General features: G+C 62.4%; 23 protein-coding genes. 8 read left to right on the forward strand and 15 right to left on the reverse strand.

Annotation, left to right across the window (positions count from 1 at the left end; all coding sequences use genetic code 11):
* The first annotated feature begins 20 nt into the window (after positions 1–20).
* Together AC1DMY_RS14220 and AC1DMY_RS14225 are read left to right on the forward strand one after the other, a co-directional pair.
* A complete protein-coding gene (locus AC1DMY_RS14220; protein ID WP_477165588.1) occupies positions 21–3098 on the forward strand; it encodes an efflux RND transporter permease subunit in 3078 nt (1025 codons plus the stop codon).
* Positions 3099–3194: 96 nt separating this feature from the next.
* A complete protein-coding gene (locus AC1DMY_RS14225) occupies positions 3195–3965 on the forward strand; it encodes a TIGR00266 family protein (protein WP_477165589.1) in 771 nt (256 codons plus the stop codon).
* 55 nt (positions 3966–4020) lie between these two features.
* On the opposite strand, the gene AC1DMY_RS14230 is transcribed toward AC1DMY_RS14225, so the two are convergent.
* From AC1DMY_RS14230 to AC1DMY_RS14245, 4 genes are read right to left on the reverse strand one after another with little or no spacing between them, the layout of a single operon-like run.
* On the reverse strand, positions 4021–4791 hold the full coding sequence (locus tag AC1DMY_RS14230; RefSeq protein ID WP_477165590.1) for an SDR family oxidoreductase: 771 nt from the start codon (positions 4789–4791) through the stop codon (positions 4021–4023).
* Positions 4792–4825: 34 nt separating this feature from the next.
* On the reverse strand, positions 4826–5677 hold the full coding sequence (locus AC1DMY_RS14235) for an alpha/beta fold hydrolase (protein ID WP_477165591.1): 852 nt from the start codon (positions 5675–5677) through the stop codon (positions 4826–4828).
* Between the two features lie 45 nt (positions 5678–5722).
* Positions 5723–6337 (reverse strand): TMEM175 family protein, encoded by a 615-nt coding sequence (locus AC1DMY_RS14240; protein ID WP_477165592.1) that lies wholly within the window; start codon positions 6335–6337, stop codon positions 5723–5725.
* Between the two features lie 39 nt (positions 6338–6376).
* Entirely contained in the window at positions 6377–7066 is a 690-nt protein-coding gene (locus tag AC1DMY_RS14245; protein WP_477165593.1) for an alpha/beta fold hydrolase, read from the reverse strand.
* Between the two features lie 155 nt (positions 7067–7221).
* Here AC1DMY_RS14245 and AC1DMY_RS14250 point away from each other — a divergent pair, with 155 nt between their 5' ends.
* The 5 genes from AC1DMY_RS14250 to AC1DMY_RS14270 all read left to right on the forward strand — a co-directional run bounded on the left by AC1DMY_RS14250 (position 7222) and on the right by AC1DMY_RS14270 (position 11973).
* Positions 7222–7854: a CGNR zinc finger domain-containing protein gene (locus tag AC1DMY_RS14250; protein ID WP_477165594.1), complete on the forward strand. Its 633-nt coding sequence runs from the start codon at positions 7222–7224 to the stop codon at positions 7852–7854.
* Between the two features lie 133 nt (positions 7855–7987).
* Entirely contained in the window at positions 7988–8410 is a 423-nt protein-coding gene (locus AC1DMY_RS14255) for a VOC family protein (RefSeq protein ID WP_477165595.1), read from the forward strand.
* Positions 8407–8631 (forward strand): DUF3820 family protein, encoded by a 225-nt coding sequence (locus AC1DMY_RS14260; RefSeq protein WP_477165596.1) that lies wholly within the window; start codon positions 8407–8409, stop codon positions 8629–8631. Before AC1DMY_RS14255 ends, AC1DMY_RS14260 begins: the two co-directional genes overlap by 4 nt.
* A 155-nt stretch (positions 8632–8786) precedes the next feature.
* Positions 8787–11042 (forward strand): winged helix-turn-helix domain-containing protein, encoded by a 2256-nt coding sequence (locus AC1DMY_RS14265; protein WP_477165597.1) that lies wholly within the window; start codon positions 8787–8789, stop codon positions 11040–11042.
* 400 nt (positions 11043–11442) lie between these two features.
* Entirely contained in the window at positions 11443–11973 is a 531-nt protein-coding gene (locus tag AC1DMY_RS14270; protein ID WP_477165598.1) for a DUF3455 domain-containing protein, read from the forward strand.
* A gap of 99 nt (positions 11974–12072) precedes the next feature.
* Here the strand turns inward: AC1DMY_RS14270 and AC1DMY_RS14275 are convergent, their stop codons facing one another.
* From AC1DMY_RS14275 to AC1DMY_RS14315, 9 genes are all read right to left on the reverse strand, one after another.
* A complete protein-coding gene (locus AC1DMY_RS14275; RefSeq protein WP_477165599.1) occupies positions 12073–13296 on the reverse strand; it encodes a sulfotransferase family protein in 1224 nt (407 codons plus the stop codon).
* A gap of 222 nt (positions 13297–13518) precedes the next feature.
* Complete coding sequence (locus AC1DMY_RS14280; RefSeq protein ID WP_477165600.1) at positions 13519–14595, reverse strand: radical SAM protein; 1077 nt, start codon at positions 14593–14595, stop codon at positions 13519–13521.
* A gap of 777 nt (positions 14596–15372) precedes the next feature.
* Positions 15373–15909: an alpha/beta hydrolase family protein gene (locus tag AC1DMY_RS14285; protein ID WP_477165601.1), complete on the reverse strand. Its 537-nt coding sequence runs from the start codon at positions 15907–15909 to the stop codon at positions 15373–15375.
* Positions 15910–16147: 238 nt separating this feature from the next.
* Complete coding sequence (locus AC1DMY_RS14290; RefSeq protein ID WP_477165602.1) at positions 16148–17290, reverse strand: acyltransferase family protein; 1143 nt, start codon at positions 17288–17290, stop codon at positions 16148–16150.
* A gap of 370 nt (positions 17291–17660) precedes the next feature.
* Entirely contained in the window at positions 17661–18275 is a 615-nt protein-coding gene (locus AC1DMY_RS14295) for a trimeric intracellular cation channel family protein (protein WP_477165603.1), read from the reverse strand.
* Positions 18276–18412: 137 nt separating this feature from the next.
* A complete protein-coding gene (locus tag AC1DMY_RS14300; RefSeq protein WP_477165604.1) occupies positions 18413–19645 on the reverse strand; it encodes a sensor histidine kinase in 1233 nt (410 codons plus the stop codon).
* Positions 19646–19652: 7 nt separating this feature from the next.
* The gene (locus tag AC1DMY_RS14305) at positions 19653–20345 is read right to left on the reverse strand and encodes a response regulator (protein WP_477165605.1); all 693 of its coding nucleotides are present in this window, start codon (positions 20343–20345) and stop codon (positions 19653–19655) included.
* A gap of 49 nt (positions 20346–20394) precedes the next feature.
* Complete coding sequence (locus tag AC1DMY_RS14310) at positions 20395–20910, reverse strand: periplasmic heavy metal sensor (RefSeq protein WP_477165606.1); 516 nt, start codon at positions 20908–20910, stop codon at positions 20395–20397.
* 109 nt (positions 20911–21019) lie between these two features.
* Entirely contained in the window at positions 21020–21730 is a 711-nt protein-coding gene (locus AC1DMY_RS14315; RefSeq protein WP_477165607.1) for a hypothetical protein, read from the reverse strand.
* Between the two features lie 196 nt (positions 21731–21926).
* Between AC1DMY_RS14315 and AC1DMY_RS14320 the strand changes: the two genes are divergently transcribed.
* Positions 21927–22313 carry a hypothetical protein gene (locus tag AC1DMY_RS14320; RefSeq protein WP_477165608.1) on the forward strand — a complete coding sequence of 129 codons (387 nt, stop codon included), beginning with the start codon at positions 21927–21929 and terminating at the stop codon, positions 22311–22313.
* 155 nt (positions 22314–22468) lie between these two features.
* Here AC1DMY_RS14320 and AC1DMY_RS14325 read toward each other — a convergent pair whose 3' ends face one another.
* Positions 22469–23245 carry a ferredoxin--NADP reductase gene (locus AC1DMY_RS14325; protein ID WP_477165609.1) on the reverse strand — a complete coding sequence of 259 codons (777 nt, stop codon included), beginning with the start codon at positions 23243–23245 and terminating at the stop codon, positions 22469–22471.
* A 100-nt stretch (positions 23246–23345) separates the two neighbouring features.
* The gene (locus tag AC1DMY_RS14330) at positions 23346–24728 is read right to left on the reverse strand and encodes an NAD(P)/FAD-dependent oxidoreductase (RefSeq protein ID WP_477165610.1); all 1383 of its coding nucleotides are present in this window, start codon (positions 24726–24728) and stop codon (positions 23346–23348) included.

A 24728-nucleotide genomic window follows, 5' to 3' on the forward strand; every position in this document is an offset into this window, starting at 1 on the left:
CACCGTCGCGAACGGCGTCGATGATGAACCGGATTGTGTCCGCGTCGCTGGGCCAGCCGTTTCTCGTCATCCTGATGACCCTGCTGCTGACTGGCGCGGGTGCGCATTCGCTGCGGCGTTTGCCGGTGGATGCGTATCCCGATCTCTCGCCGCCCATCGTGGAAATCATCACGCAGTGGCCCGGGCACACCGCCGAGGAAGTAGAGCGGCTGATCACCGTGCCGGTGGAGCTGGGCATGAACGGTGTGCCCAAGACCACCACGACGCGCTCGATTTCGCTCTACGGCTTGTCCGACGTCATCCTCACCTACGAGACGGGCACGGACAACAACTTCGCCCGCCAGGAGGTTTTCAATCGCCTCGGCGACCTGAGCCTGCCCAGCGGCGTGACGCCGTCGGTATCGCCGCTGTCGGCGCCTTCGGGCCTGATCTATCGCTACGTATTGCAGAGCACCGATCGCTCGCCGATGGAGCTCAAGACACTCGAGGATTGGACGGTCGAACCGCAGTACAGGTCCGTCCCCGGCGTGGCGGATGACTCGGGATTCGGCGGCGGCACCATGCAGTATCAGGTGTTGCTGGACCAGACCAAGATCGCCGCGGTCGGCCTGTCCGCGGTGCAGGTGGAAGCTGCGCTGTCGGCCAACAATGCCAACGCGGGCGGCGGTTTCTATTCGCAGGGCGGCCAGTTCTATTACGTGCGCGGCGCGGGCCGTGTGGAAACGCTGGAGGACATCGGCAACGTGGTGGTCGCGGTGCACGATGGCGTTCCGGTGTTGGTGAAAGACGTGGGGCGCGTCGTCATCGGCATCGCGCCGCGCCTGGGCGAGTTCGGCTACGAGAAACAGGACGATGCCGTGGAAGGCGTGATCCTGTTGCGCACGGGTGAAAAGACCCAGGACGTGCTGAAGCGGGTCGAAGCCAAGACCCAACAACTCAACGACGAGATCCTGCCCAAGGACGTGAAGGTCGTTCCCTTCTACGACCGCACCGATCTGATTACGCTGACTACCAAGATCGTGGAAGAGAACCTGCTGCGCGGCATGTTGCTGGTCGTGGTGATCTTGATCTTCTTTCTCTACGATTTTCGCGCGGGCTTGATCGTCGCTACCACCATTCCGCTGGCGCTGCTGTTCGCCTTCATCTGCCTTGACCTGCAGGGCGCCTCCGCGAATCTGTTGTCGATCGGCGCCGTGGACTTCGGCATCCTGGTCGATGCGGCCGTGGTGATGGTGGAGAACATCTTCCGTCAGATCGCCGAGCGCCGCGGCACGCCGCTCAACGTAAAGGACATCATCCGCGACGCCGCCGCCGAAGTGGATCGGCCGCTGTTCTACGCGGTGGCGGTGATCGTCGTCAGCTTTCTGCCGATCTATGTGTTGTCCGGCCCGTCAGGCACGCTGTTCAAGCCGATGGCCGACACGATGATCTTTGCGCTGATCGGTTCGCTGGTGATCACGCTGACCCTGCTGCCGGTGCTGTGTGCGGTGTTCATGCGCAAGGGTGTGCAGGAGCGGCGCAGCCGCGTGTTCGAGGCGATCAAGTCGGTGTACGTGAAGGGGCTCGACTTCTGCCTCGCGCGCCCGTGGGGCACGGCGATCGCATCGGCCATCGTGTTGGCCCTGTCGCTGTTGCTGATACCGCGTATCGGTGCGGAGTTCATGCCGCAGTTGGACGAAGGTGCGCTATGGGTGCGCGCTACCATGCCTTACACGATCTCTTTCGAGGAAGCGTCGAAGATCACGCCCCAAGTGCGCGAGGTGCTGCGCTCGTTTCCTGAAGTCACTACCGTCGCGTCGGAGCTGGGACGCCCCGATGACGGCACGGATTCGACGGGCTTCTTCAATGTCGAGTTCTACGTGGGCTTGAAGCCTTATTCGCAGTGGACTGGCAGTTACCGCAACAAGGCTGCCTTGATCGAGGCCATCAACAAGAAATTGCAGGCCTTCCCCGGCATCATCTTCAACTACACGCAGCCGGCCGAAGATGCGGTGGATGAAGCGGAGACCGGCCTGAAGAGCGCGCTGGCGGTGAAAGTCTTCGGGTCCGACCTCAATACGCTGGAACAGAAGGGCAAGAGCATCAAGCAGGTGCTTGAACACGTGCGCGGCATCCGCGATGTGACCTTGGTGCAGGAGTTGGGACAACCCAGCCTGAGCATCAACATCGATCGCGCAAAGATTGCCCGCTACGGCCTGAACGTGTCCGACATCAACGGGGTGATCGAGACGGCCATCGGTGGTGACGTGGCCACCCAGGTGGTGCAAGGTGAGCGGCAGTTCGATCTGGTCGTGCGACTCGAACAGCAATACCGCGACAATCCCGAAGAGATCAAGAATATCCTGGTGACCACGCCGGGCGGCCAGCAGATTCCGCTGAAGGAGTTTGCCGATATCCGCGAAACCAATGGCGCGTCCTTCATCTACCGCGAGAACAATTCGCGCTATATCGGCGTGCAGTTCTCGGTAGAGGGCCGGGACCTGGCGGGCGCCGTGGAAGACGCCATTCAACAGGTCAACGGCAAGGTGAAGCTGCCGCAGGGCTATCGACTCGACTGGGGCGGCGAGTACACCGAGTACACCGCGTCGCGTGCCCAGTTGAATGTGATCTTGCCGCTGACGCTGGCCTTGATCTTCCTGCTGCTGTTCACGCTCTACAGCAATTTCAAGTTTCCGTTCATCACGGTGCTCGGCGTGCTGCTGTCGGCGCCGGTCGGTGGCATCGTGGCGCTGTGGATCACGGGCACGCCTTTCTCGGTGTCGTCGGGCATCGGTTTCCTGGCGTTGTTTGGTGTGTCGGTGCAGACCGCGGTGGTCTATATCTCTTACGTCAACGAACTTCGCCGCGGCGGCACCGGCCTCACCGACGCGATACGCGAGGGTGCAATCCTGCGACTGCGTCCGATCATGATGACGGCCCTGGTCGCCGCGCTAGGCCTGCTGCCAGCGGCGCTCGCCACGGGCGTTGGCACGGATACGCAGCGGCCGTTTGCCCTGGTCATCGTCAGCGGCCTGTTCACGCGGCTCTTGATCAGCGTATTCCTCATGCCCGTGCTGTATGCCCTGGTCGCACGACCGGATGACCGGCTTGAGGTGTGAGATCGCGACGCAGACAACCCCATTGAAATGCGCGTGCCCCTCGGCAGGCGCGCTCAAAACACCATTGATTACCCTTGATGATCAGGAGTACACCCCATGCAGACGCGTATACAAGGCACGGTGATGCCGGTGCTCGAAGTTCGGCTGGAGCCGAACGACAGCATCTTTGCCGAGAGCGGAGAGCTTTCCTGGATGACGGCGTCGATCCAGATGACGACGCATACCCAGATGGGCGGCGGCGGTGGCCTGATGGGCATGTTCAAGCGCGTGGTCGGTGGCGGCAGCTTGTTCATGACCGAATACCGTGCCGTGCAGTCGCCGGGCGAGGTGGCTTTTGCCACCAAGGTGCCAGGACATATCGTGCCGGTATCGGTGAGCCCGGGTAACGAGTACCTGGTGCATCGCCATGGTTTTCTTTGTGCCACGCCGGACGTGACCATCGGCGTTGGCTTTCAGCAGTCGCTGGGTGCGGGCATCTTTGGCGGCGACGGCTTCAGGCTGCAAAAGGTTGGCGGCTCTGGCACGGCGTGGCTTGAACTGTCGGGGGAACTCATCCGCAAGGACCTGGCTCCCGGCGAGACGCTGCGCGTCCACCCCGGCCATGTGGGCGCGTTCCAGGCGTCGGTCAGTTTTCAGATCACCACCGTGCCCGGCATCAAGAACGCCATCTTCGGCGGCGACGGCATTTTTCTGGCAGCGTTGACCGGCCCCGGCTCGGTGTGGTTGCAGACGTTGCCGATCTCGCGCCTGGCGCATCAACTTGCCGAGTACCTGCCCAGCAACGAAGGCGGTGGCGGGCGTGCGGCCGTCGGCGGTGGGTTGATCGGCGGCATCGTGGGATCGCTGTTGAGTGGTGATGACAACTGATCGATAGGCCGATGGCGTGGCGCTCGATGCAAATCGCAACGAGCGCCCACGATGGCTATACCGATTTCACCTCACCGCCGTCCATGCGCAACATGGAGCCCGTCATCCATCGGGCGGCCGGCGATACTAGAAACGCCATCAGTTCCGCGATTTCCTCGGGTGTGCCGTAGCGGGCGATACCAGCTTCGCGCGGGAAGCGTTCCATCGCTTCGGCCACGGTCATGTCGTGCAGCGGAGCCCAGTGTTCCAGGTAGGAGCGGCGGCGACCAGTCATCACTGGGCCAGGTAACACGCTGTTGACCTGCACGCCATCGGCAATGCCGCGATCGGAGAACGCCTTCGAGAGTGCCGCGATGGCGGCATTGATGGTGCCCACCGCCGCATACGGTGCCTTGGGGAAAATAGCCGAGTTGCCGGAGGTGAACACCACGGAGCCATTGGATTGCTTCAACGCCTCCCATGCTTCGATGGTGAGGCGTCGTGCACCGTGCAGCTTCAATGCCATGCCGTCGTTCCATTGTTCGTCAGTCATGTCGAACAGGTCGATCTGTGGAACGGCGCCCGCGATGTTGAGCAGGGCATCAAGGCGGCCAAAGGTCGAGAGGGTTCGCTCGACCACGGCTTTTGCGGAAGTCTTTTCGGCAAGGTCGAGATCGATGATCAACGCCTTGGCGCCCAAGCCTTCGACAGTCGCAGCCGTTTCGGCCAGGTGCTCACGATTTCTCGCGACCAGCACGATGGCCTCGAAGTCCTTGGCCAATCGAATGGCCGTGGCCTGGCCGATGCCTTGACTGGCTCCGGTGACGAGCGCGGTTTTCAGCGACATGATGTGCTCCTGGCGTCAGTGTTCACGCGCCGTCTCAGGCGAAGAAGCTGCGAATGGCCTCGGCGATCTCGCGCGCATGGGTTTCCAGCGCGAAATGACCCGTCTCGAAAAAGCTCACTTGCGCCTGCGGGATATCACGCTTGAACGCCTCGGCGCCCGGCGGCAGGAAGAAGGGATCTTGATTCCCCCATACCGCCAGGAAGCGCGGCTGGTGCTGGCGGAAATACGCCTGGAAAGTCGGGTAGAGCGCCACATTGCTCTGGTAATCGAGGAACAGATCCAGTTGCACTTCGTGTGCGCCTTCGCGGGCCAGGTAGTAGTTGTCCAGCGCGATGCCGTCGGGCGACACCTGTGACTCATCGGGCACGCCATGGACGTACTGCCAGCGCGTGGTCTCCGGTGCGAGGAACGCTCGCAGAGCGTCGCAGTTTGCCGCGTTCGGGTTTTCCCAGTACGCGCGAATCGGGTTCCAGCCCTCGCTCAAGCCTTCCACGTAGGCATTGCCGTTCTGCGAGATGATGCCGGTGATGCGTTCGGGATGTTTCACGGCGAGACGGAAGCCGGTCGGTGCGCCGTAGTCGAACACATAGACGGCGTAGCGGTCGAAACCGATCACTTCGGTGAAGCGGTCGATCACTTCGGCAAGATGGTCGAAGGTGTACTTGAACTGCTCGCGCGGCGGCATGTCCGAACGGCCGAAACCGGGGAGATCGGGCGCAACGATATGGAAGTTGTCGCTGAGCAGGGGAATCAGATCGCGAAACATATGGCCCGAGCTCGGGAACCCATGCAGCAGCAGAAGCTTGGGCTTACCCGGCGTGCCTGCTTCACGGTAGAAGATATTGAAGCCGTCGGCCGACGCGGTGCGATAGTGAATGTGTGACATGGCACTACTCCTTGGAAGGGGATGAGGGTTCAGCGGGGAATGGCATCAAGGCGCCATAGGCACGGCGCGGTTGTGGGCACGCCCACGGGTGGGGAGCTCGGGGCGCAGATAGAGCAGCAGGGCCGCGCAAATCATGGCGAAACTGATCAGCGGGGCGGCCAGCGCCGTCAGCGTTGCAGCGGCAAAGATGATCAGCGTGGCCCACGAGCGACGGCGCACCATGCGTTGCATCGCATGACACAATTGCGTGTTGCCCATTTGCGTGAGCACTTCCGCTTCGAACGCCCGGTAGGCCGCATTCACGCCGACGAACACCGCCGCATAAACAGCCACCGGCGCGGCGGCCAGGTGAGTGCGCGCCACCCAGGCCGTGGTGAACGGCACCAGCGACACCGCGAACAAGTGCGCAAAATTCACCCAGACCAGACGAGGCGTCGCCCGTCGCGCGTATTGCAGCAAATGCCGGTGGTTGACCCATACGATCGCGATAAACAGGTAGCTCACCGCATAGCTCATCACGGTGGGCCACAGCGGCCATAGCGCTGAAAACGTGCTGGCTTCGGGTGCCTTGAGCTCAAGCACCATGAGCGTGATCACCACCGCCATCACGCCATCGGAGAAAGCAGCCACACGTGCGTCGAACGGTTTATCAGAGCGCATGTCATGTCACCGGCAAGAGAGGGCTGGGTAGGCGGTGGATCAGGCGGTCTGTCGCACGGCATCCGCGATCAGCTCGGCAACCACTGAGGGCGCCGTGACGCTGGGCAGGTGATCGACGGGCAGCGCCGTCGTGTGTGCATGCATGCGCTCGGCCATGAAGCGCTGCGTTCTCTCGGGAATCATGTGGTCGTGCTGTGCCACCAGATACCAGGCCGGCACGTTCTTCCACAGCGGCCGTCCCACGGGCACGGTAATGGCTGCCGGCGAAATGGGGCGCTGCGACGCGGCGAGCGCCTGCTGTTGCTGCGCCGTGGCGTGTTGCGCGAACGCGGTGGCGAATGCCTCAGCCGGCAACCAGAACAGGCCGTCCTGGCCCGGTGCCAGGGCGGGTGCCTTGTCGTCGTGCGGGTAGCGGTTGAACACCTCCGCCACCGTCTCACCCTCGTCCGGCGCCAGACCGGCGATATAGACGAGTGCCGCTACCTTGGGGCTCTGAGTAGCGGCGATCACCGCGCCCGCATAGGCGTGACCCACCAGCACGACCTGTCCTGGGATGCCCGCCAGCGCGTCGTCCAATGCCGCGACATCACCGGCCAACGACAGCAGCGGCAAGCTCACCGTAACCGTATCAATATGCTTTGAGCGGAGCAGCTCGACCACGCCCGTCCAGCTGGACGGATCCGCCCACGCCCCATGGACCAACACTGCCGTTTTTGCCGTTACGTTCATTTTTGTCCACTCCTCTGGGGTTTGGTGGCGAAGGAATCTGAGCCAACTGGCTTGAAATATTCGTAACCACCTCAACTTCGATTTGGAGGTTACGAATGGTGATGTAACTTGTCAAGCACTATTTAGCCGGTTACCTTTGGCTGCAGGAGAACCCCATGTCACAGCCCATGCCCGCCCTCTTCCTGGCCGACTCGCTCGGACTGGATTTCCTCAACTCCGTGGCCACCCCGGTGGACACGCCGGTCGATTGGCTGGCAGACGGCGAAGGGCTGCTGCGTTGGCTCGAGCAAGCGCAGCTGGTGCCCGAAGAAGTGCTGCGCTCGGCGCGCGAGCGCGCGATCCCCGGTGAGATTGATCGACTGGCCGGGCAGGCGAGGGCGTTGCGGGAGTGGTTCCGCGGCTTCGTTCGCCAACACAAGGGGCATGCGTTGCACGCCGACGATCTGGCGCAACTTGAGCCGCTCAATGCCTTGCTCAAGCGCGACGAGCGCTATGCCGAAATCGTCGCCGGGTCCCACCGTGAGTCGCCGGTGTTCACGCTTGCGCAGCAGCGGCGCTGGAATTCGTCCGACGCTTTGCTCTTGCCGATAGCCGAGGCGATGGCGCGTCTGGTCTGCGATGAAGACTTCGCGCACGTGAAAGCTTGCGAAGGCCCCACCTGCACCTTGCTCTTCGCGGATCACACTCGTGGCCATGCTCGCCGCTGGTGCAGCATGGCCTTGTGCGGCAACCGCGCGAAACAGGCGGCGCACCGGGCTCGCCAGAAGACTTCGACAGGTACCGCGTAACCGCGTCAGCATCACGTTGAACGGCAAGATGGCACGCCGTCGCCATGCCGTCTGTTTCACGCGAAACTTTGCGAGTTTGTGAAACCGCCGCGTGGTGGTAATAAAGCCGGGCCCTTATCGCCGAGCTTGTCGCATGCACGACCTTCCGCCATTCCATCTCGCCTTTCCGGTCACCTCGCTGGCCAACGCGCGTGCGTTCTACGGCGGACTGCTCGGCTGTCCCGAAGGCCGATCCAGCGACAGCTGGGTGGATTTCGATTTCTATGGCCACCAGATCGTGGCCCATCTGGCGCCCGAAGAGACGCGCGCCGTCAGCGCCCACGATGTGGATGGCGACGACGTGCCGGTGCGCCACTTTGGCGTGGTGCTGTCGATGGATGACTGGCAAGCGCTGGCAGAGCGCCTGGAAGCCCGCGGAACGCGCTTTGTCGTGGCGCCGCATGTCCGCTTCAAGGGCCAGCCCGGCGAGCAGGCGACCCTGTTTCTGCTCGATCCCTGCGGCAATGCGCTGGAGTTCAAAGCCTTCGCCGATCGCTCGCAGCTGTTCGCCCGATGAAGCCCGAAGACCTGCAACGCCTGGTCACCATGACCATGCCTTATGGCAAATACCAGGGCCGCCTGATTGCCGACCTGCCCGGCGCCTATCTCGCCTGGTATGCCCGCAAGGGCTTTCCGCCCGGCGATCTGGGCAATCTGCTGGCGCTGGCACTGGAGCTCGATCACAACGGCTTGAAGCCCTTGCTCGATCCGCTGAGGAAGCCGCGGCGGGATCGCTGAGCAAGGCGTCCGCTGCATTAGTTGCAGCGCTAACTTGTTCCACCGGCCGAATGTTATTGAGCCGACAACGAAATCCACACCTGAGCCACACCGAGGCTTGCAGCTGACTTGGTGTAACCTGAACCTGTCAGGCCGCGGCGACGGAGGTCGACCCAATGACTGCAGAGACCGCCTCTGCTGCGTGGATTGCGTTCGGTACGGTCGAGATCGATACCCTGGGCCATCGCTTGTTCGTCGATGGCGAGGAGGTCGGGCTCGAGCGCAAGGCGTTCGCCGTACTCGTGCTGCTGGCACGAGAGCCTGGCCGTGTGCTGAGCCGAGATGAGATTCTCGATGAGGTGTGGGGCCATAGCCACGTCACGCCCGGCGTCCTCAGCCGCGTCATCGCGATGTTGCGCCACGCACTCGGCGAGAGCGGCGACGAGAGTCGCTATCTGCACACCGTGCATGGCGTCGGCTTCCGCCTCGATGCCGATGTGCGATCGGCCGCATCGCGTGAAGAATTGATAGTGGACCGGCCCTTGCCGGCCGACGCGCTTGCCTTCGTACCACCGCGCACCAGCGACGCCGCCCCGCCGGTGGCAACGGATGAGAGTCCTGCAGCACCGCCGGGGACTGGCAAGCCGCGTCGATTTGGCAGGCTGGTCGCTGTCGCGATCGTGGCGGTGCTTGTCGTGGCGGCCTTGCTGTTCGGCGGCCGCCAGTTCGCGCGCCATCCCGCAGACCCATCGGCGGCGGTCGATCTGAAGTCGGTCGCGGTGCTTCCCTTCGAAAATCTCAGCACCGACAAGGGCAACGCGTATTTCGCCAGCGGCATGCAAGACATGATCTTGACCGAGCTGGTGGGCATCGGCGGACTCAAGGTGATCTCGCGCACCTCGACAGAGAAGTACCCGAGCCATCCGGAAGACGTGAAAACCATCGCGCGGGAACTGGGTGTGGCGACCCTGCTCGAGGGCACCGTGCAGAAGGTCGGCGATCAGGTGCTGATCAACGTGCAGTTGATCGATGCCGCCAGCGGCAACCATCTCTGGGCCAAAGCCTACACGCGCACGCTTGACGACGTTTTCAATGTGGAAGGCGAAGTGGCGCAAAACGTGGCGGAGGCCCTGAAGGTGCGCCTGACCTCGGCTGAGACTGCACGCATCGATGCCGCGCCGACCTCGAACGCTGCCGCCTACGATCTGTATCTGCAGGCCGGTGCGCATGCCAACCGCGCCTACGATGATCCCGTGCTGTCATCGACCGAATTGCCGATGGCGATCTCGCTGTATCAACAAGCCCTGGATAAAGATCCGCACTTCGCGCTCGCCGCCGCTGCGCTGGCGCGTGCCAACATGCAGATGTATTTCTTTGGACCCGATCGCACGAACGAGCGGCTGGTAGAAGCGAAGACCGCCGCCGATCGCGCCCTGACATTGCAGCCGAAGCTGGGGCAGGGACATTACGCCTTGGGCCTGTATCACTACTGGGGGCATCGGGATTACGTCGCTGCCACCAACCAGTTGGAGCTGGCCCGGCAGGCGTTGCCCAACAGCGCCACAGTCGAACTCCTCATCGCTGCAGTTGCCAGGCGTCAGGGACGCTGGGACGAGGCCGTGTCGCTGTTTCGCTCAGCCACCGTACTTGATCCGCATAGCGAATTTGCGTTCAACCAGCTCGGCGTGACCTATCAGAGCATGCATCGCTATGCGGATGCCGACCGGGCTTATGCCTCCGCGCTTGCGTTGAGTCGCAACCCCGCCGGCGCGCGCGTGACTCTGGCCTTCAATACGCTGATGTGGAAGGGCGATCTGGCACCGCTGCGCACTGCGCTTGCGGCGTTGTCGCCGGGGAGCAATGCCTACGCCGGCAACGTCATGGGCATGTATTTCGAGCGCTCGCTGGCGCGCGATTACGCGGGAGCCATCAAGATTGCCGAGGCGGACAAGAACGAGAACTGGGACGATCCGGACAATATTGTCTTGCCACGGCGCCTCTATATTGCTTGGGCCGCGCAGTCGGACGGCGACACGGCCAAGGCGATCGCAGCCTTTACCGAAGTTGCGGCAAACGCACGCGCCGCCCTTGTCGAACGGCCGGAGGATCCTGACCTGCATCTCGCCCTGGGCTTTGCTTATGCCGGCCTCGGGCAAAAGGCCGAAGCCGTTGCTGAGGGCGAGCGTGCCGTCGCCTTGATGCCAGTCACCAAGGATGTCCTCACCGGCGCGGATATGCTCGCCTGTCAGGCGCAGCTTTATATGCGCGTCGGTCAGCACGACCAGGCCATCGCCCTGCTCGATCGTGTGCTGTCGATGCCGACGGGCGGCATTATTTCGGGTGCGTCGCTGCGGCTCGATCCGAACTGGGATCCGTTGCGCGACGAGCCGCGCTTCAAGGCCTTGTTGCTGAAGTACCCCAGCGGCGGCTAGTAAAAAAACAGCGCAGGCGTCGGTGGTAAACCCACTGCCGCTGCGTTCGAGCGTGGGTCCACGTCGCATTTAACCTCCGCTATCTCGTTATCGATCAAGCTGCGGCAACTTAAGTCGCTCGACGCGGCACTTAATGGTCTCTAGGCCAATGGAGGAAACGACATGAGCAAGGGTATGGATTCGAAGAAAAGCGAGAAGAAGAAACCGGCCAAGACCATGAAGGAAAAGAAGGCGGCCAAGGAAGAGAAGAAGCGGGCCGGCAAGTAAGCCGCCGCGACCGCGAACTGCCCGCATCAAGCCTGCCTTGTCGACGTGCTCGCTGCGCCAAACGACGGCGTTTGAAGCAGCGTGCGCCCGTAGAGGGCTTGATGCGGATCCATCACCTTAGCCAGGACAAGACATGATCGCGAAGAACGCAAGCGGATGGGTGGCAGCCGTGGTATGGCTGATCGCCGGTGCCACGTCGTCTCACGCCCAAGAGGCCGTGCCGACGGCGCTGCAGCCGCCCGCCGGCTATACCGTGGCATTCACCGCAAAAGCCACCGGCGTTCAGATCTACACCAGCACGATGGAGTCTGGCTCGCCGCTGAAATGGACCTTCGAAGCACCCCTGGCAGAGCTGAGTGCTCCCAGCGGCGTCATCCATCACTACGCCGGCCCCTCGTGGGAAGCTGCCGACGGCAGCAAGATCGTCCGCGACAAAGATTCCCCGGTAGCCACCGTGCCTGCAAAGCAGCCCGCCGCGGACATTCCGTGGCTGCTCATCAAGGTGACGCCTTCCTCCACGCCCGGCATCTTGGGCAAGGTAGCCTACGTTCAACGTATCTCAACGGCCGGCGGCGTTGCACCCTCCGCGTCGCCAACGAATGCCGGGACCAAGGTTGGCGTTCCGTACACGGCGACTTACGTGTTCTACGTCAAGTCGAACTGATGTTTGGCGAGGCATTCATTGCCTCGCCCTGTGACGTCCGCGCCGATGTGCCAAACCGAGCCTGCCTGAGAAGGACAGGTTGCTTCACCGGGCTTCCCGTCAGGGCCTCTGGTGTGCGGAAAGAAAGCGCACCCAGTGTGTCCTGAAGCGGTCGACCATCCAGTCGGCATGTGTCCGGATTTGCAGCAGTTGTCGGCGCAACGCGGGCGGCGGCGGCAACGCATAACCGAGCTTTCCTGCATCGTCGGCCAGCATCGCGCTCAATCGCTCGCGTTCGCGCGCGGTGAGTGACTTGAACTGGACATCCGTTGGCCGCCGGTCCAGTTTCCCAGCGACCTTATTGCTGTCAAAAGAACTGTTGCTCGGGGTGGGAATGCCGTTAGCGGTTGGCTGGGTCATCACCGGCAGCGGCTCGATCCCGAGAAAGGCGGCTATCCGGTCAATGCCGCTCGCGGTGTCCTCGAGCAGGTCCTCATAGCGAACAAGCAAGTACGAGTCCGACGCCGGCTGAGCGGAGCGGCTGGCCGCCTCCCGGTACGACAGGCGCATTTGTCGCAGGAACCGAGTCTCTTCGCTGGGTGGAAGGCCCGAATCTCGCAGCGCCCTACAGCTCGACGCATAGACCGCGAAAGGATGGCGGACGATGTGGAGCATTCTTGCCTCGGGAAATTCGGCCATCAGGCGCGCTATGAAGCGTTCATTGGCAGGTGTTTTTTCGACCCATCGCAGCAAGGGCGAATCAGCGCGAAACCCTGTCGTGCAATGCGCATAGGCAAGCGCGATCGCCACCAGTGGCCAGGACGTCGTGCGCGGCCCGAGCCGGGTCCTGACCAACGGCCACCAGGCCTGCAGGGCGCGGCCGAATTCAACGTACGGTGAGCCTTCTGGCGACGAGCGGCCAAGCAGCCAGTACGGCTGCTGGTTGATCGGGTTGGCGAGTCTGCGCAGCCATTCGCAGCCGAGGAATGGCAGCCAGCTATCGGGCTTCAGTCGCTTCAGGTGCCACGCGAAATTCGTGAGCATGGTGCCTTCGGCGGGAAGCACCGAGAGGGCTGGGTGGTGGTCGAGCAAATCGCGCACCATCGTCGTGCCGCTTCGGCGAGAGCCGAGAACGAACACGGGCCGACGCGCGACGGCAAACGCCCGCTCGATCTCGCCTGGCGTGAGCATCAGAGGACCGGCCGACTCGCTGGCGGACCACACGGCTTGGGACCAAGCCATGGCCGCCTGACGCACGGCGCCTAAATTCGTGACGCGCGGCGTTCGCAGCTGCTGATCGAGCTGCGCTTCGAGATCGACAATATTCAACAACTCGCGATTCATTTCATACGCTCTGTGGGCTGCGTAAAGTCGAAACTTCGAAGGCGCTCCTCCGCTTGTCGCGTGGAGATAAGCCGCGCCGCCGCCCGCGCGAGTGCCGGTATACCGGCCGCGCCCCTCCACATCGAATCCACAGTGAGTGCGTCCAGCCGACCAGTTGGTTGCCGTAAGGGACCAAGTGGCGCGCGTAGACTCCGGGGAAGCGCCCTGCGGCGGGGTCAGGCTTTATGTGCCAAAGCCGCCGCAACACCGACTGCAGGCAGGCAGAAGGCCTCCAGCCTCGGCTAGGCTGGCCCGCAGCGCTTCGACGCTTGAGTGATTCCAGATGCCTTCAAGGCCGGCCTCCCGGACATTGGCGATCGGAAACCGATAGCACCGCCCATGCACAGGCACGGACTCGCCATCCGCATCGATCATCAGGATGCGAAAAGCGTCGTGGCAACGACGGCCAATGAACTGCGACGGGTGGCGGTAATAGATATCCAGGTCGGCCTCGCTTGTCCGATCGGGCTGGATCGTGACGGAGAACGGCCATGTCGTCTCCCTGATCTCGGCCAGCTCGTCGGCCAGGCGAGCGATGTCGATCGTGGTGGGGTCGGATTCGAAGCTATTGGAGGCCGTGGCGGGATAGATGGCGCCATAGAGCGCATTGTGTTCGTGGGCCAGTGCGGGTGTCACGAAGTTGTTGTGAATCAACCCAACCTGTTTCAGTGGCAGATCACTGATGTCGGCAAGGAAGGTCTTGAGGTGACCGACGTTGTATTCGCTGATCGTGCAGAAGACAGAGATTTCGGGCGCGCCCTCCAGTGCCGCCACGGCGCGGATCCCCTCCACCGCCCGCGCAAAGCTGCGGTCATGGCGCCGGATGCGATCATGGATAGCCGCCGGACCATCGAGCGAGACGAACAGGCCGCGGCAGCGGCCGGCCGCAAACTCTGCCGCCCGCTTTGGCAGGAGCAGGCCATTGGTGGTGACCGTCGTATACAGGCCCAGCGCAGACGCGTAGGCCAGTGCGTCACCGAGTGGCCGCCACGCCAGCGGCTCGGTGAATGCGAAGCCCAGTCGTGCCTCGGGGCAAAAAGCCGCCATATCGTCGGCGATGCGCTGGAACAGCTCCCACGGCATGGTCCGCGTCCGGGCACCCATCAAATTTGCGCCGAAGTTGGTCTCGGCGTTGCCGGTGCCGACGTCACACATGAGACAACGCAGGTTGCAGAAATTGTTGACCCCGAGAACGACGTGCCTGGGCCGCGGTCCCGCCGTGAGGGGTGCTTCCAGAACTGGCAGGCTTAGTGCGGACATGGCACGTCGATTTCCTCTGCTGATCGTGTTTGGTTCTTGCGGCTCAAGCTCGAGGCACAAACGTGCCCGCCCTCGGTGTATGTGCTGGATGAGGGCCATTTGGTTTACCGCCGCCGTGGCGGCGGGGAATCACAGGTTTGAAAGCGCGGGATCAAGGATCAGTCTTAGGTCGCCGTGATGTCCGCTTTTGACTCGGAGCGGACATATTCAATCTAGAATCGGCAGCGTCATATAGGGGGAAAGATGACCGCTGTCGGGTATCTGTTGGTGGGTTTATTTGTCGGGCTATGTGTGGCCGGAGCTGGAGCTCTGATCTGGACCATCGTCCTGTCCATGCGTATGACGTTCCAGTTCCAAGAGAACGATGTCGCTTACTCACGCGTCACGCTCTGGAGCCCTATGAACGGCATGCTGAGACCTGACTTACTCAGTGAGGCTGGTAAACGGTCCAGGCGACTGGCACTGAGAGGACTGCTCGTTTTTGGAGTGGCCTATATGTGTGCCGGTGCTTTCGCGTTTGCGATAACGTATCTGACATGAGTGCGATGTCCGCTTCCGACCCAATGCGGACATCCGATTTGGCCAAGAAGAGCTGTCTCAGCCCCAGAAAGGAGAGCTTCAAGCAGGGAGCTCCAGCGGGCCGGCGCCCGGCCTTTGGTCGGATTGTTTGCCGGTCAAGACAGGGCTAAACGCGCGGCGAATCATCGGATCTCTGACGACGCCTGACCAACCGATTGGACCATAGCGCCCTCGTATACGGCAATTGGACGTCCGTTCTCACTGATCGGATACGCGGTCGACAATCCACTCGACGATCGCGTCGAATCTCTCTTGATCTAGCGCGTGTTCGCGGTCGACACGGAGCTCGGTGATGAAGTCGCTGGCGATCTTGGCCACTACTTGGTCTGCATCCCGCGAGTACTTGTCCTTCGTACCGGACACAACCATGGTTGGCCGAGGTCCGATGGCCGAAAGAACATCGTGCGTGTCGAACAGGCGAGTGAGGCCGGGCACGGCCTCGAAGAGGGTGATGCCGGTGCCTTCCCGGCGGCGCGTTTCGAAGCTACACACGGCACCGCTGACGCATGCCCACCTGCATCGCGGATCCACAGCCGCGTGATAGAGGGCCGTGTAACCGCCGTACGAATGCCCTGCCACGCCCACGTGCCGCTCGTCTATCCCGGTGGCTTCGAGCAAAACGCTCAGGGCCCGTTGGGCATCGTCCAGGCACTTCCTCATCAGCAAGTCGCCATCAAGCAATCGGTAGCTCATGGCGTTGTAGTGCTGAAGCCAATCGTAATAATCCGGTTCCACGCCCCGAACCGCTCCTCGTCGATCCTCGAAAGAGATGGAATCCGGTGCCAACACCGCGAGGCCTCTACGGACCGTCTCCGGTTGCGGGCATCACATAAAGCAATGCGACAAGCAAGATAGCGGCCATTCGAGGTCCGCTTAGGCGAGAGGCGCTTCGATAAACGAGCACCTAGGGGCGGCGAGACAGCAAGCGGATTGAACAACAGCATGAGTCCGCCACTCGTAGCATGGCCTCTTGCTATGCCGCACCGGCGTCGGCGGCAGGCAGCGGCAATCCCTTATCTCGCTGTCGATCGCGTAGGAGAAGGAACGGGCGTTCGACGACATAGTGCAACAGGGCAGCCGCAGTGATGGCTACGAGCAGACAGCACATGAAAGTGAGGATGCCGCGATGATTGAAGTAATCCGGAAGATGCTTGGAAGCCAGCTTGAGCATCGCCTTGTGGCTCAGGTAGATGCTGTAGGAGATGGCCGCTACCCAGGCGGTGCCCAGTAACTTGATTCGGGCAAGAAGGCTTGCGGGGCTGGCGGCTGAGGCGACGATCAAAGCGAGGCCGGTGGACAGTATGGGGAAACCGAAGACGCACGCGGAAGAAGTAAGTATGTCCCGGAAAATCCAAGCCGCGAACAAAACAATGGCAAATCCCAGAAACGCAAGCACGTTGGGATGTTGTTGGAGGCGCTCCCAGCGCGACGTCCGGTAGACGTTGAGGCTCGCCATTCCAACGCCGAGCAGCAAACCATCGAGGCGTGCGTATGTGGGGTAGTAGATGAGCTCCATGTAGCGCCGCCCGTCCATCTCCCACACGCCGCCGCCGACCGCATACAGTGCTGACGATTGCCACCAGGCGAACGCCCGCCACGTCAAGCCAGCCAGCATCAAGCCAAGCATCAAGCCCATCAGGCGCTTGGTTCCGAGGCGGGGCGAAAGGATGATCACGGCCAAGGGGAAGATCAGATAGAAGTGCTCTTCGACGCACAGTGACCAGGCCGATGAGAAGGCGTGCATGACGCTCTGATCGACAAACAGGTTCATGGTGAAGGTGAGGAACTGCCAGACAGGCTGGATCGCCGCTTGCTCCCGCAGGCTCGGAAACAAGAAATAGAGCGCCACCACGGCCAGATAGGCGGGAAGAATGCGATAGGCCCGCTGCCGGTAAAATGCGCGCAAGTCCACGCCATCACCGCGCTTGCAGCGAAGAAGCACCTGGCGGCCAATCAGGTATCCGCTGAGGACGAAGAACAAGTCAACGCCCATCCAGCCGTATTCCTCGATCCAGCCAAATCCGTAACCCATGCCGCCGGCAATCCATGCATGGGTACACACGACCGACATGATCGCGGCGGCGCGAAGCAGATCCAGGCCGGGTAGGCGTTGCATAGGGTTCTTCCCTGATTTGGCGAGGAAGCATAGCTATTTTTCGAGCGGGCATGCAGCTGGATCCAAGAGCCTGCTCTCGGCATGGCGCTGTGATCGGTCGGCCTTGGATTTTGGGCGGGGCGGTGCGGGCAACAGGAGCGATAGGCAAGCAGCCCATGTCCCCTTCGACACGGATCTGCTCGACGGGAGCATCGACGACCGGTTCTACACTCCAGGCCAATCGCTGAAGTTTTCAAAGAGTCCGATGCTTTGGGAGTTGCGCCGAGCAAGCGCGTGCAGAGGTCTAACTGGTCGTGCACGTCCGTCTATGGGGTAGCAAGAGCGCGCTGTGTGCTCGAAGGAAGCAGCCCCTCCCGCCAGCGGTGCCGCATCAGGCAATCTTCGGCAACTGCCAGTCGTAGCGAACCGCCGCTACGCGCACTGCAAAGCACGCCAGTCCGCCCAGCACCGCTGCCACAGCGGGTGGGCAGCCTAGTCGCCGGCCAACCACGAGTACAGTCGCACCCAGTAGCGCTGCACTTGCATAGATGTTCGCAACCAACACCATCGGCACCCGGGCAAGCAGAAGGTCGCGCATGACGCCTCCACCGCAGCCTGTGATGGCGCCCAGCAAGGTCGCGATGAGCGGACTGAGCTGGTAGTCGAGCGCCTTCTCGGCGCCGGCGACCGCGAATAGTGCGAGGCCTGCCGCATCGAGCGTGGCAAGGAGCCACGGCGGGATCCCGGCAATTTGCGTATGGAGGAGGAACGTCAGGAATCCTGCGGCAAACGCGATGACCGGATAACGCCAATCGCGTATCGCACTGGGCGGCGTCGCGCCGATCAGAAGGTCGCGAACCACACCGCCGCCAAGCGCGACGACGAAGGACAGTACGAGTACGCCAAGCAAGTCCAGCTTGGCGCTGATGGCGGCGTTGGCGCCTTCGATGGCAAATACCACAGTGCCCGCGAGATCGGCTGCAAGCACGACATGTTTGCGTATCATGAAACCCCCGGAGCGATCTTCGACGCAGTCTAGTGCAAGATCGCTACTCATCCTGGGCAGCCGGTTGCCGTTGCCGGCGATCAGCGAGGGCGCTCGCGTTCGACCCGGCGTGGACTACCGCGGCTGGTCTCATGTCATCACGTCACCACCGGTATCGTCACGACAAACGCAAAGGCGCCATCGGGCTCGTATCGGCAGCCAAGTTCGCCGCCGTGGTGACGTGCGATCTGCCGCGCCAGCGCGAGTCCCAGCCCGGTGCCGGGGCGGTCGCGCGCCCCGCTGGCTCGGTAGAACGGCTCGAATACGCGCTGACATTCGTCTTGCGGCAGTCCTGGGCCGTGATCGCGCACGACCAGTTCGGCATGACCATCGATCACGCGCAGCCGCACCTGCACGGGCGGCATTCCGTGGCGGATGGCGTTTTCCAGCAAGTTGCGCAAGAGCCGCAGCAACAGGCGCTGGTCGCCCTTCACGGTGGCGTGTGTTCCTTCCAGGTCGACGCCTTCGTGGCGCGCGCATTCTTCGGCGGCCAGTGCCAGCAGATCGACCGGTTCGCTCGTCTCCAGATGCGGCAATGCTTCCAGCCGGCTTGCCAGCAGGATCTCGTCGATCAAGGCATCCAACTCGCCGATGTCCTGTTGTAGACCCTCGCGGCGCACTTGGTCGACGCTGGGCCCGATGAGCTCTAACGCCAGGCGGATACGCGTCAACGGCGTGCGCAATTCGTGCGAGGCGTTTGCCAGCAAGGTCTTGTGATGGCCCACGAGTGCTTCGATCTGATCGGCAGCCTGGTTGAAGCTGCGGGCGAGGCGTGCCACCTCATCGCGTCCTTCCACTGCGACCCGGGCATGCAGATCGCCTGCGCCCAGCGAATCCACCGCCTGCTGCAGGCGCTCCAGGCGGGCGGTAATCCGGCGCACGACAGGCAACGCCAGGACGCCGATGATGGCGGCCAGCGAAAGCAAAAGGAGCAGCAAGACATGCAGCGGCTGATGTCCGCCACGCGGCACGCTCGCCTGCAGCCAGCGGCCGTCGGGCAGATGCAGCATCCAGAGCGCCTCGCTCGGGTGAGGCAAGGCAAGCGCACCAGAGCTATCTGGTGTCGCGCCTGACTCCGCAATCAGTCGTCGGGAATCATCCAGCAAGGCCAGACGCACTGGCAGCCCCTGCGCCAACTTGTCGAGGGTTTGCTGTTGCTCCGTCACGGGTGCTTGTGCGGGCGGCAGGGCATTGAGGAGAACCTGCGCCTGCGACCGCATTGCCGCCTCGTACGGGCCGCCCTTGCTGTGCCAGACCCAGGCGAAAGCCGCCGCATAGGCCAGCAGGCTGATGACGACGGTGAGGTAGATGCGTAGGTACAGCCGCGTCATCGCCGCCTCAATCCTGCTTGCGCGCGAACAGGTAGCCGGCGCCGCGCACGGTGATGATGCGCTTGGGTGACTTGGGATCTGCTTCGATGGCGGCGCGGATGCGCGAGATATGCACGTCGATGGAGCGATCGAACGTGTCCAGTTGCTCGCCGCGCACCAGGTCCATCAATAGCTCGCGCGACAATACGCGTCCGGCATGCTGGGCCAGGGCGAGCAGCAGTTCGTACTGGTAAGACGTCAGCTCAGCCGCTCTCCCTGCGACCGTCACCGAATGCGCATCGGTGTCAATCTCCAGCTGGCCGAAGACCAGGGTCGTCGTCGTCCCCGTGGTTGGCGCCATGCGCCGGCGCAGGATGGCACGCAGCCGCGCCAGCAATTCACGCGGCTCGAACGGCTTGGGTAGATAGTCATCGGCGCCGAGTTCCAGGCCAACAATGCGGTCGATCGCGTCGCCTCTTGCAGTGAGCATCAGCACCGGCAGGTCGGAGCGCTCGCGCAGCCTGCGGCAGACGTCGAGACCATCCATGTCCGGCAGCATCAGGTCGAGGATGGCAGCATCCGGGGCGTCGGCGTTGAAACTTTCCAGCGCTTGAGCCCCGGTTGCCGCCTGTTCCACCGCATACCCCTGGCTGCGCAGGTACTCGCCCAGCATGGCGGCCAGGCGTGGATCGTCCTCTACGACCAGGATGCGTTCGCTCATGATTTCAGCTCTAGTGCGACAGCAGCATCATAGCCATCGCGCCACGCTTTCAGCCATGCATCGGCGCCGGCAACGACATTAGCTGGGTCAGGTGCGCGACCAGCTTCTGCCGCTGATCCGGCGTCAGTACGGTGCTGCTGTCCTCAACCAGCCGAGTCATGCGCTGCGCGATCTGGTCGTGCGTGGCGGACTGCGCGGCACTCGCCCGTTCCACCGAGGCTCGATCGATGGTGAGGGCTGCCAGCAGAGTCAACACTTGCGCATGGCCTGTGTGCAGCTGTTGGAACATCGGCAGCAGGTCGGCCGCCGCTTGCTTGAAAATCGGGTCCAGCGTGGCCTTCTGGGCGGCCGTCGCATCGAGTTCGATGTACAAATGCTGGCAAACTTTTTCGACATGGGCAGCCATGTCGGCCTGGGACATCGGCCCCGCCATGTGGTGCATGGCTGAGACTCCGCCGTCGGCCGCCACCACGGCGACGCCGGACGCCAGCACGGCACCGCCGACGAAGCCGAGCAACGCAGCGCGCAGGGTGCGGGTCTTTTGGTTGGATTGATCGATGGTCATGGTTTTCCTCCTGTGGGGGACGGGTTGTTTCACCCACGCACAGCTTGAGCCCCGTGCATGAGTGCTTTACGAAGCCAACGTAAAGAAATATGAAGCGACGGTGCGCTGGTCAGGCAGGCGAGCGCTCGCGCAGCATCAGTACGCCGGCGGCCAGGTTCCAAACCGCCTGCAGCAACAAGGTGCCGATGACGACGCTCAGGTCCATCTGCGCGCCGGCAGCGATCACCATGGCCGCTGGCAGCGCACCCGTGAGCAGGCCAATGCAGCCGATCACGCGACGCAAGCCTGCATCGCGCAACAAGGCCACCGACCATGCGATCGCGGCTGCCGATTGCAGCACCCATGCGACGCGTGCGATGTCGGTCAAGGCGATGGATTCCACCACGTGGATCATCCAGCGCGCCGCCTCAGGCGCGCCGTTGACGAAATCAGCCGCGATGCCCGTGCTGATGAATCCATCGAGCAGGGTGGCCGCCAACATCAATACGCTGCCCAGGGCATACGTGATCAGCCCGATCAGCACAGGTGCCCGTCGCAGGTCCAGCCGCTGGGATAGCACGGTGTAGCCGTACAAGAGTCCGCAGATGCATATCATCGCCACCACGTGCACGTTCTGGTGCCATGGCTGGATCTGCACCATGCTCTGCAGGAGCTCCTGAGTGGTCTTGCCGCTTGCCCCTCGATCGAGCGCAACCGTGGCGGTAGATACGATGGCGCTCGCCAGAATGGTGAGCCCGGCTAGACGACCATCGCTCGGGCTCGGGACAGTTGTCGCATATTGATGGGCGGGGAGTTGCAACGATTCGACGCGGGTAGTCATGGCGGTCCATTCCTTGTCCAGGCGCACGGGATGTGCGGGACGCCACGCTAGGCCGTTCGTTTGGCTGGGATATGTGGGGCCGGTGAAGAAGTATGAAGATGGCTTGCTTGCAGGCGGTGCCGGCACGTTGCTTTACTGAAGAACCGGGAATCCGGGCCGAGCCGGGCCAGGCGCACTATTTCCTGCCGAGGGCCAGTTGAGCGGAATTGAACGCTTTCCCCTGCTTTGGAGCGTGCATGAAATTCTACAAAACCATGTTGTTCGTGATGGGGGTCTTCTTTTACTGGCTGGACTATCTGCATGGCTGTTGTCGCGTTTCCATGTGCTGGAGACCGGCTCTGCTGCGATGACCGCGATGAGACGCGCGGCGATCCTTCCTTTGACCCTTGTCTTTGTCTTGCAATGGCTTGGACAGGTACGAAATGCGATGAAGGGTTTTGTGGTTACCAATCAAGGCATCTCATTTGTGGAGATTCATGCAGCGGAGGAACCTATCAGTTTCTGGGTTGGGTTGATCTGGGAGTTGCTGTTGTGGGGAGCACTGACGTACGTGTTCTTGAGGTTGCTGGCGCATCTGGGCTGACTGCCGCAGCTCCGGCTATCGGGCAGGCGAAGCTGCCAGACCGTGCATCCGAAGTCCGGTTCTGGAGGTTCGGCGCAGTGCGTTCGAATGATCGAATGCCGACAAAGCAGAGGCGTGCGCGAAGCCCCGTTTTGAACCTGCTGCTTTGATAGTCCTCATTTCTCGACGAAGGCGCGTTCGATAACGTAGTCGCCCGCTTGGCCGACCCGCGGGCTGATCTTGAAGCCGCGAGCGTCGAGCAGGTCGCGCGTATCGGCGAGCATCGCCGGACTGCCGCAGATCATTGCGCGGTCAGTTTTCGGGTTGAGCGGCGGCAGGCCGATGTCTTCGTGCAGTTGGCCGGACTCGAGGAGCTCGGTCAGGCGGCCGTGGTTGCGGTACGGTTCGCGCGTGACCGTCGGGTAATAGATCAGCTTCTGGGCGATCACCTCACCGAGGAATTCGTGCCGCGGCAATTCATTTGTCAGGTAGTCCTGGTAGGCCAGTTCGCTCACGCTACGCACGCCGTGCAGCAGTATCACTTTTTCGAACTTCTCATAGGTCTGAAAGTCGCGAATGACACTCATGAAAGGCGCCAGGCCCGTGCCAGTGGCGAAGAGGTACAGGTTCTTGCCGGGCAGCAGATCTGTGATGACCAACGTACCGGTGGACTTTTTGCCGACAAGGATTTCGTCGCCCGGACGCAGGTGCTGTAGACGCGATGTCAGCGGACCGTTCGGTACTTTGATGCTGAAGAATTCAAGGTCTTCCTCGTAGTTCGCGCTGGCTATCGAATACGCCCGCATCAGTGGCGCGCCTTCAACCTCAAGGCCGATCATCGCGAAGTGGCCGTTGTCGAAGCGCATCGTTGCGTCCCGCGTTGTCGTGAAGGAAAACAGCGAGTCGTTCCAGTGATGAATGCCGAGAACCTTTTCGGTGGTGAAGGCGGTCATCTTTGTGCACTAATTTGGCTAATGGAGCTGGATCATGCGTTGCCGATGCGGCGAGGCACCCGGTGCTCAGTCAAGCAAGCAGTCGGACCGTGACGCCCTGTCATGAGGATGGTCCATGCTGCTTTGCTGCTTCGATTGCCGGCGAGGCAATCGAGATGGCGGGCATGAAGTTGCCCAACCAGACCCGCCTGGCAATTGCGGGACGCAGCAGCGATGACGGTGGCATCATCAGGTTGACGACCTTTAAAAACGCAGTCGTCAGCGTGCTGTCTTCAGTCGCAGCAAGATGAAGCTTGTCGATGTACCAGTTGATGAAGCGCAGCATCGGCGGGCGGGCGCCGTTGATTTTCAGGTTCCGCAGATCGCTACCAACGGCAATGTGCCATGGAATATCCACGATCCTCGCGGCCGCCTTGAAGAATCGGCGTGCGAGATTCTTGGTACCCGTGCTCAGGCACTGTTGCAGCATCATGGCTTCTTGCGCCGCGACCGTCATGCCCTGGCCGTAGATGGGATTGAAGCTGCAGAAGGCGTCTCCAAACACCAGGTAGTTGCCGGGGAAACGCGCCAGCTTCTCGTAGCGCCGGCGCTGGCTGTCAACGTAACGGTAGCGCTGGAACCCGCTCAGCGGCTCGCCTCGGGCGGCAATGTCGTGGATCTCCATGGTCGGCAGTGTCGCCAGATAGGCGAGGAAGCCTTGATCATTGTCGGGTGCGTCATCGCCAAGGAAGCCGCCGGTACTGATGATCCAACGGTCGTTCTCCTGCGCGAGCATGACGCCGTTCCGCCAGTTGGGAGCACTACCGGCGACGACCATGCCGAGCTTGCCGCCCAGATCGCCTGGTCGACGCCGATAGGTGCGAGTCATGTAGCGGATCCCGATATGCACCTTGTCATGGGCGGGAGGTAGGTAGCCAAGCTGCTTGAGCCATACCGCGCCGGATGAGCCGCGGCCCGCGGCATCGACAACAAGGTCTGCATGGATCGTCTCCTCCGGCTTGCCTTCGACACATGCGCGTACGCCGGTCACGTTTTTGCCAGCGGCGTCGGCGACAAGGCCGCGCACCGAGCAATGCTCGATGGCGCAGACGTTCGGCAAGGCCAGAAGCCGCCGGCGCAAGTGGCCTTCAAGCACGGGGCGGCTCGCAAGCAGGCCGCTCAGCTCGCTCTTGCCATTGGCAAGCCTGACGTTGCGTCCGATCCAGATCACATCGTTGGCGACATCACCGATCAACCCGCCGCTTTGCGCAACGACCTCGGCGTTGTACCCCGGAAAGAACGCTTCGAGCACCGCGCTTCCGCGAGCCAGCAGGCCGTGCGCATGGCGGCCCTGGGGCACGCCTTTGCGCGGTGTGTCTGCTGCAGGGAACGCATCGCGTTCAAGCACGGTGACCGTGGTATAGAAATCCGCCAGCGCACGGGCAGCCAGCAGCCCACCCATGCTGGCGCCGATCACGATCGCATGTTCGCCCAGGTTCTTCAT

The organism is Dyella sp. 01L423 (assembly GCF_056399945.1).

What these genes read in the sequence shown, in the direction of transcription:
- AC1DMY_RS14220 (WP_477165588.1), top strand. Translation starts at nt 21, where the DNA reads ATGATGAACCGGATTGTGTCCGCGTCGCTGGGCCAGCCGTTTCTCGTC.
- AC1DMY_RS14225 (WP_477165589.1), top strand. Translation starts at nt 3,195, where the DNA reads ATGCAGACGCGTATACAAGGCACGGTGATGCCGGTGCTCGAAGTTCGG.
- AC1DMY_RS14230 (WP_477165590.1), bottom strand. Translation starts at nt 4,791, where the DNA reads ATGTCGCTGAAAACCGCGCTCGTCACCGGAGCCAGTCAAGGCATCGGC.
- AC1DMY_RS14235 (WP_477165591.1), bottom strand. Translation starts at nt 5,677, where the DNA reads ATGTCACACATTCACTATCGCACCGCGTCGGCCGACGGCTTCAATATC.
- AC1DMY_RS14240 (WP_477165592.1), bottom strand. Translation starts at nt 6,337, where the DNA reads ATGCGCTCTGATAAACCGTTCGACGCACGTGTGGCTGCTTTCTCCGAT.
- AC1DMY_RS14245 (WP_477165593.1), bottom strand. Translation starts at nt 7,066, where the DNA reads ATGAACGTAACGGCAAAAACGGCAGTGTTGGTCCATGGGGCGTGGGCG.
- AC1DMY_RS14250 (WP_477165594.1), top strand. Translation starts at nt 7,222, where the DNA reads ATGTCACAGCCCATGCCCGCCCTCTTCCTGGCCGACTCGCTCGGACTG.
- AC1DMY_RS14255 (WP_477165595.1), top strand. Translation starts at nt 7,988, where the DNA reads ATGCACGACCTTCCGCCATTCCATCTCGCCTTTCCGGTCACCTCGCTG.
- AC1DMY_RS14260 (WP_477165596.1), top strand. Translation starts at nt 8,407, where the DNA reads ATGAAGCCCGAAGACCTGCAACGCCTGGTCACCATGACCATGCCTTAT.
- AC1DMY_RS14265 (WP_477165597.1), top strand. Translation starts at nt 8,787, where the DNA reads ATGACTGCAGAGACCGCCTCTGCTGCGTGGATTGCGTTCGGTACGGTC.
- AC1DMY_RS14270 (WP_477165598.1), top strand. Translation starts at nt 11,443, where the DNA reads ATGATCGCGAAGAACGCAAGCGGATGGGTGGCAGCCGTGGTATGGCTG.
- AC1DMY_RS14275 (WP_477165599.1), bottom strand. Translation starts at nt 13,296, where the DNA reads ATGAATCGCGAGTTGTTGAATATTGTCGATCTCGAAGCGCAGCTCGAT.
- AC1DMY_RS14280 (WP_477165600.1), bottom strand. Translation starts at nt 14,595, where the DNA reads ATGTCCGCACTAAGCCTGCCAGTTCTGGAAGCACCCCTCACGGCGGGA.
- AC1DMY_RS14290 (WP_477165602.1), bottom strand. Translation starts at nt 17,290, where the DNA reads ATGCAACGCCTACCCGGCCTGGATCTGCTTCGCGCCGCCGCGATCATG.
- AC1DMY_RS14295 (WP_477165603.1), bottom strand. Translation starts at nt 18,275, where the DNA reads ATGATACGCAAACATGTCGTGCTTGCAGCCGATCTCGCGGGCACTGTG.
- AC1DMY_RS14300 (WP_477165604.1), bottom strand. Translation starts at nt 19,645, where the DNA reads ATGACGCGGCTGTACCTACGCATCTACCTCACCGTCGTCATCAGCCTG.
- AC1DMY_RS14305 (WP_477165605.1), bottom strand. Translation starts at nt 20,345, where the DNA reads ATGAGCGAACGCATCCTGGTCGTAGAGGACGATCCACGCCTGGCCGCC.
- AC1DMY_RS14310 (WP_477165606.1), bottom strand. Translation starts at nt 20,910, where the DNA reads ATGACCATCGATCAATCCAACCAAAAGACCCGCACCCTGCGCGCTGCG.
- AC1DMY_RS14315 (WP_477165607.1), bottom strand. Translation starts at nt 21,730, where the DNA reads ATGACTACCCGCGTCGAATCGTTGCAACTCCCCGCCCATCAATATGCG.
- AC1DMY_RS14325 (WP_477165609.1), bottom strand. Translation starts at nt 23,245, where the DNA reads ATGACCGCCTTCACCACCGAAAAGGTTCTCGGCATTCATCACTGGAAC.
- AC1DMY_RS14330 (WP_477165610.1), bottom strand. Translation starts at nt 24,728, where the DNA reads ATGAAGAACCTGGGCGAACATGCGATCGTGATCGGCGCCAGCATGGGT.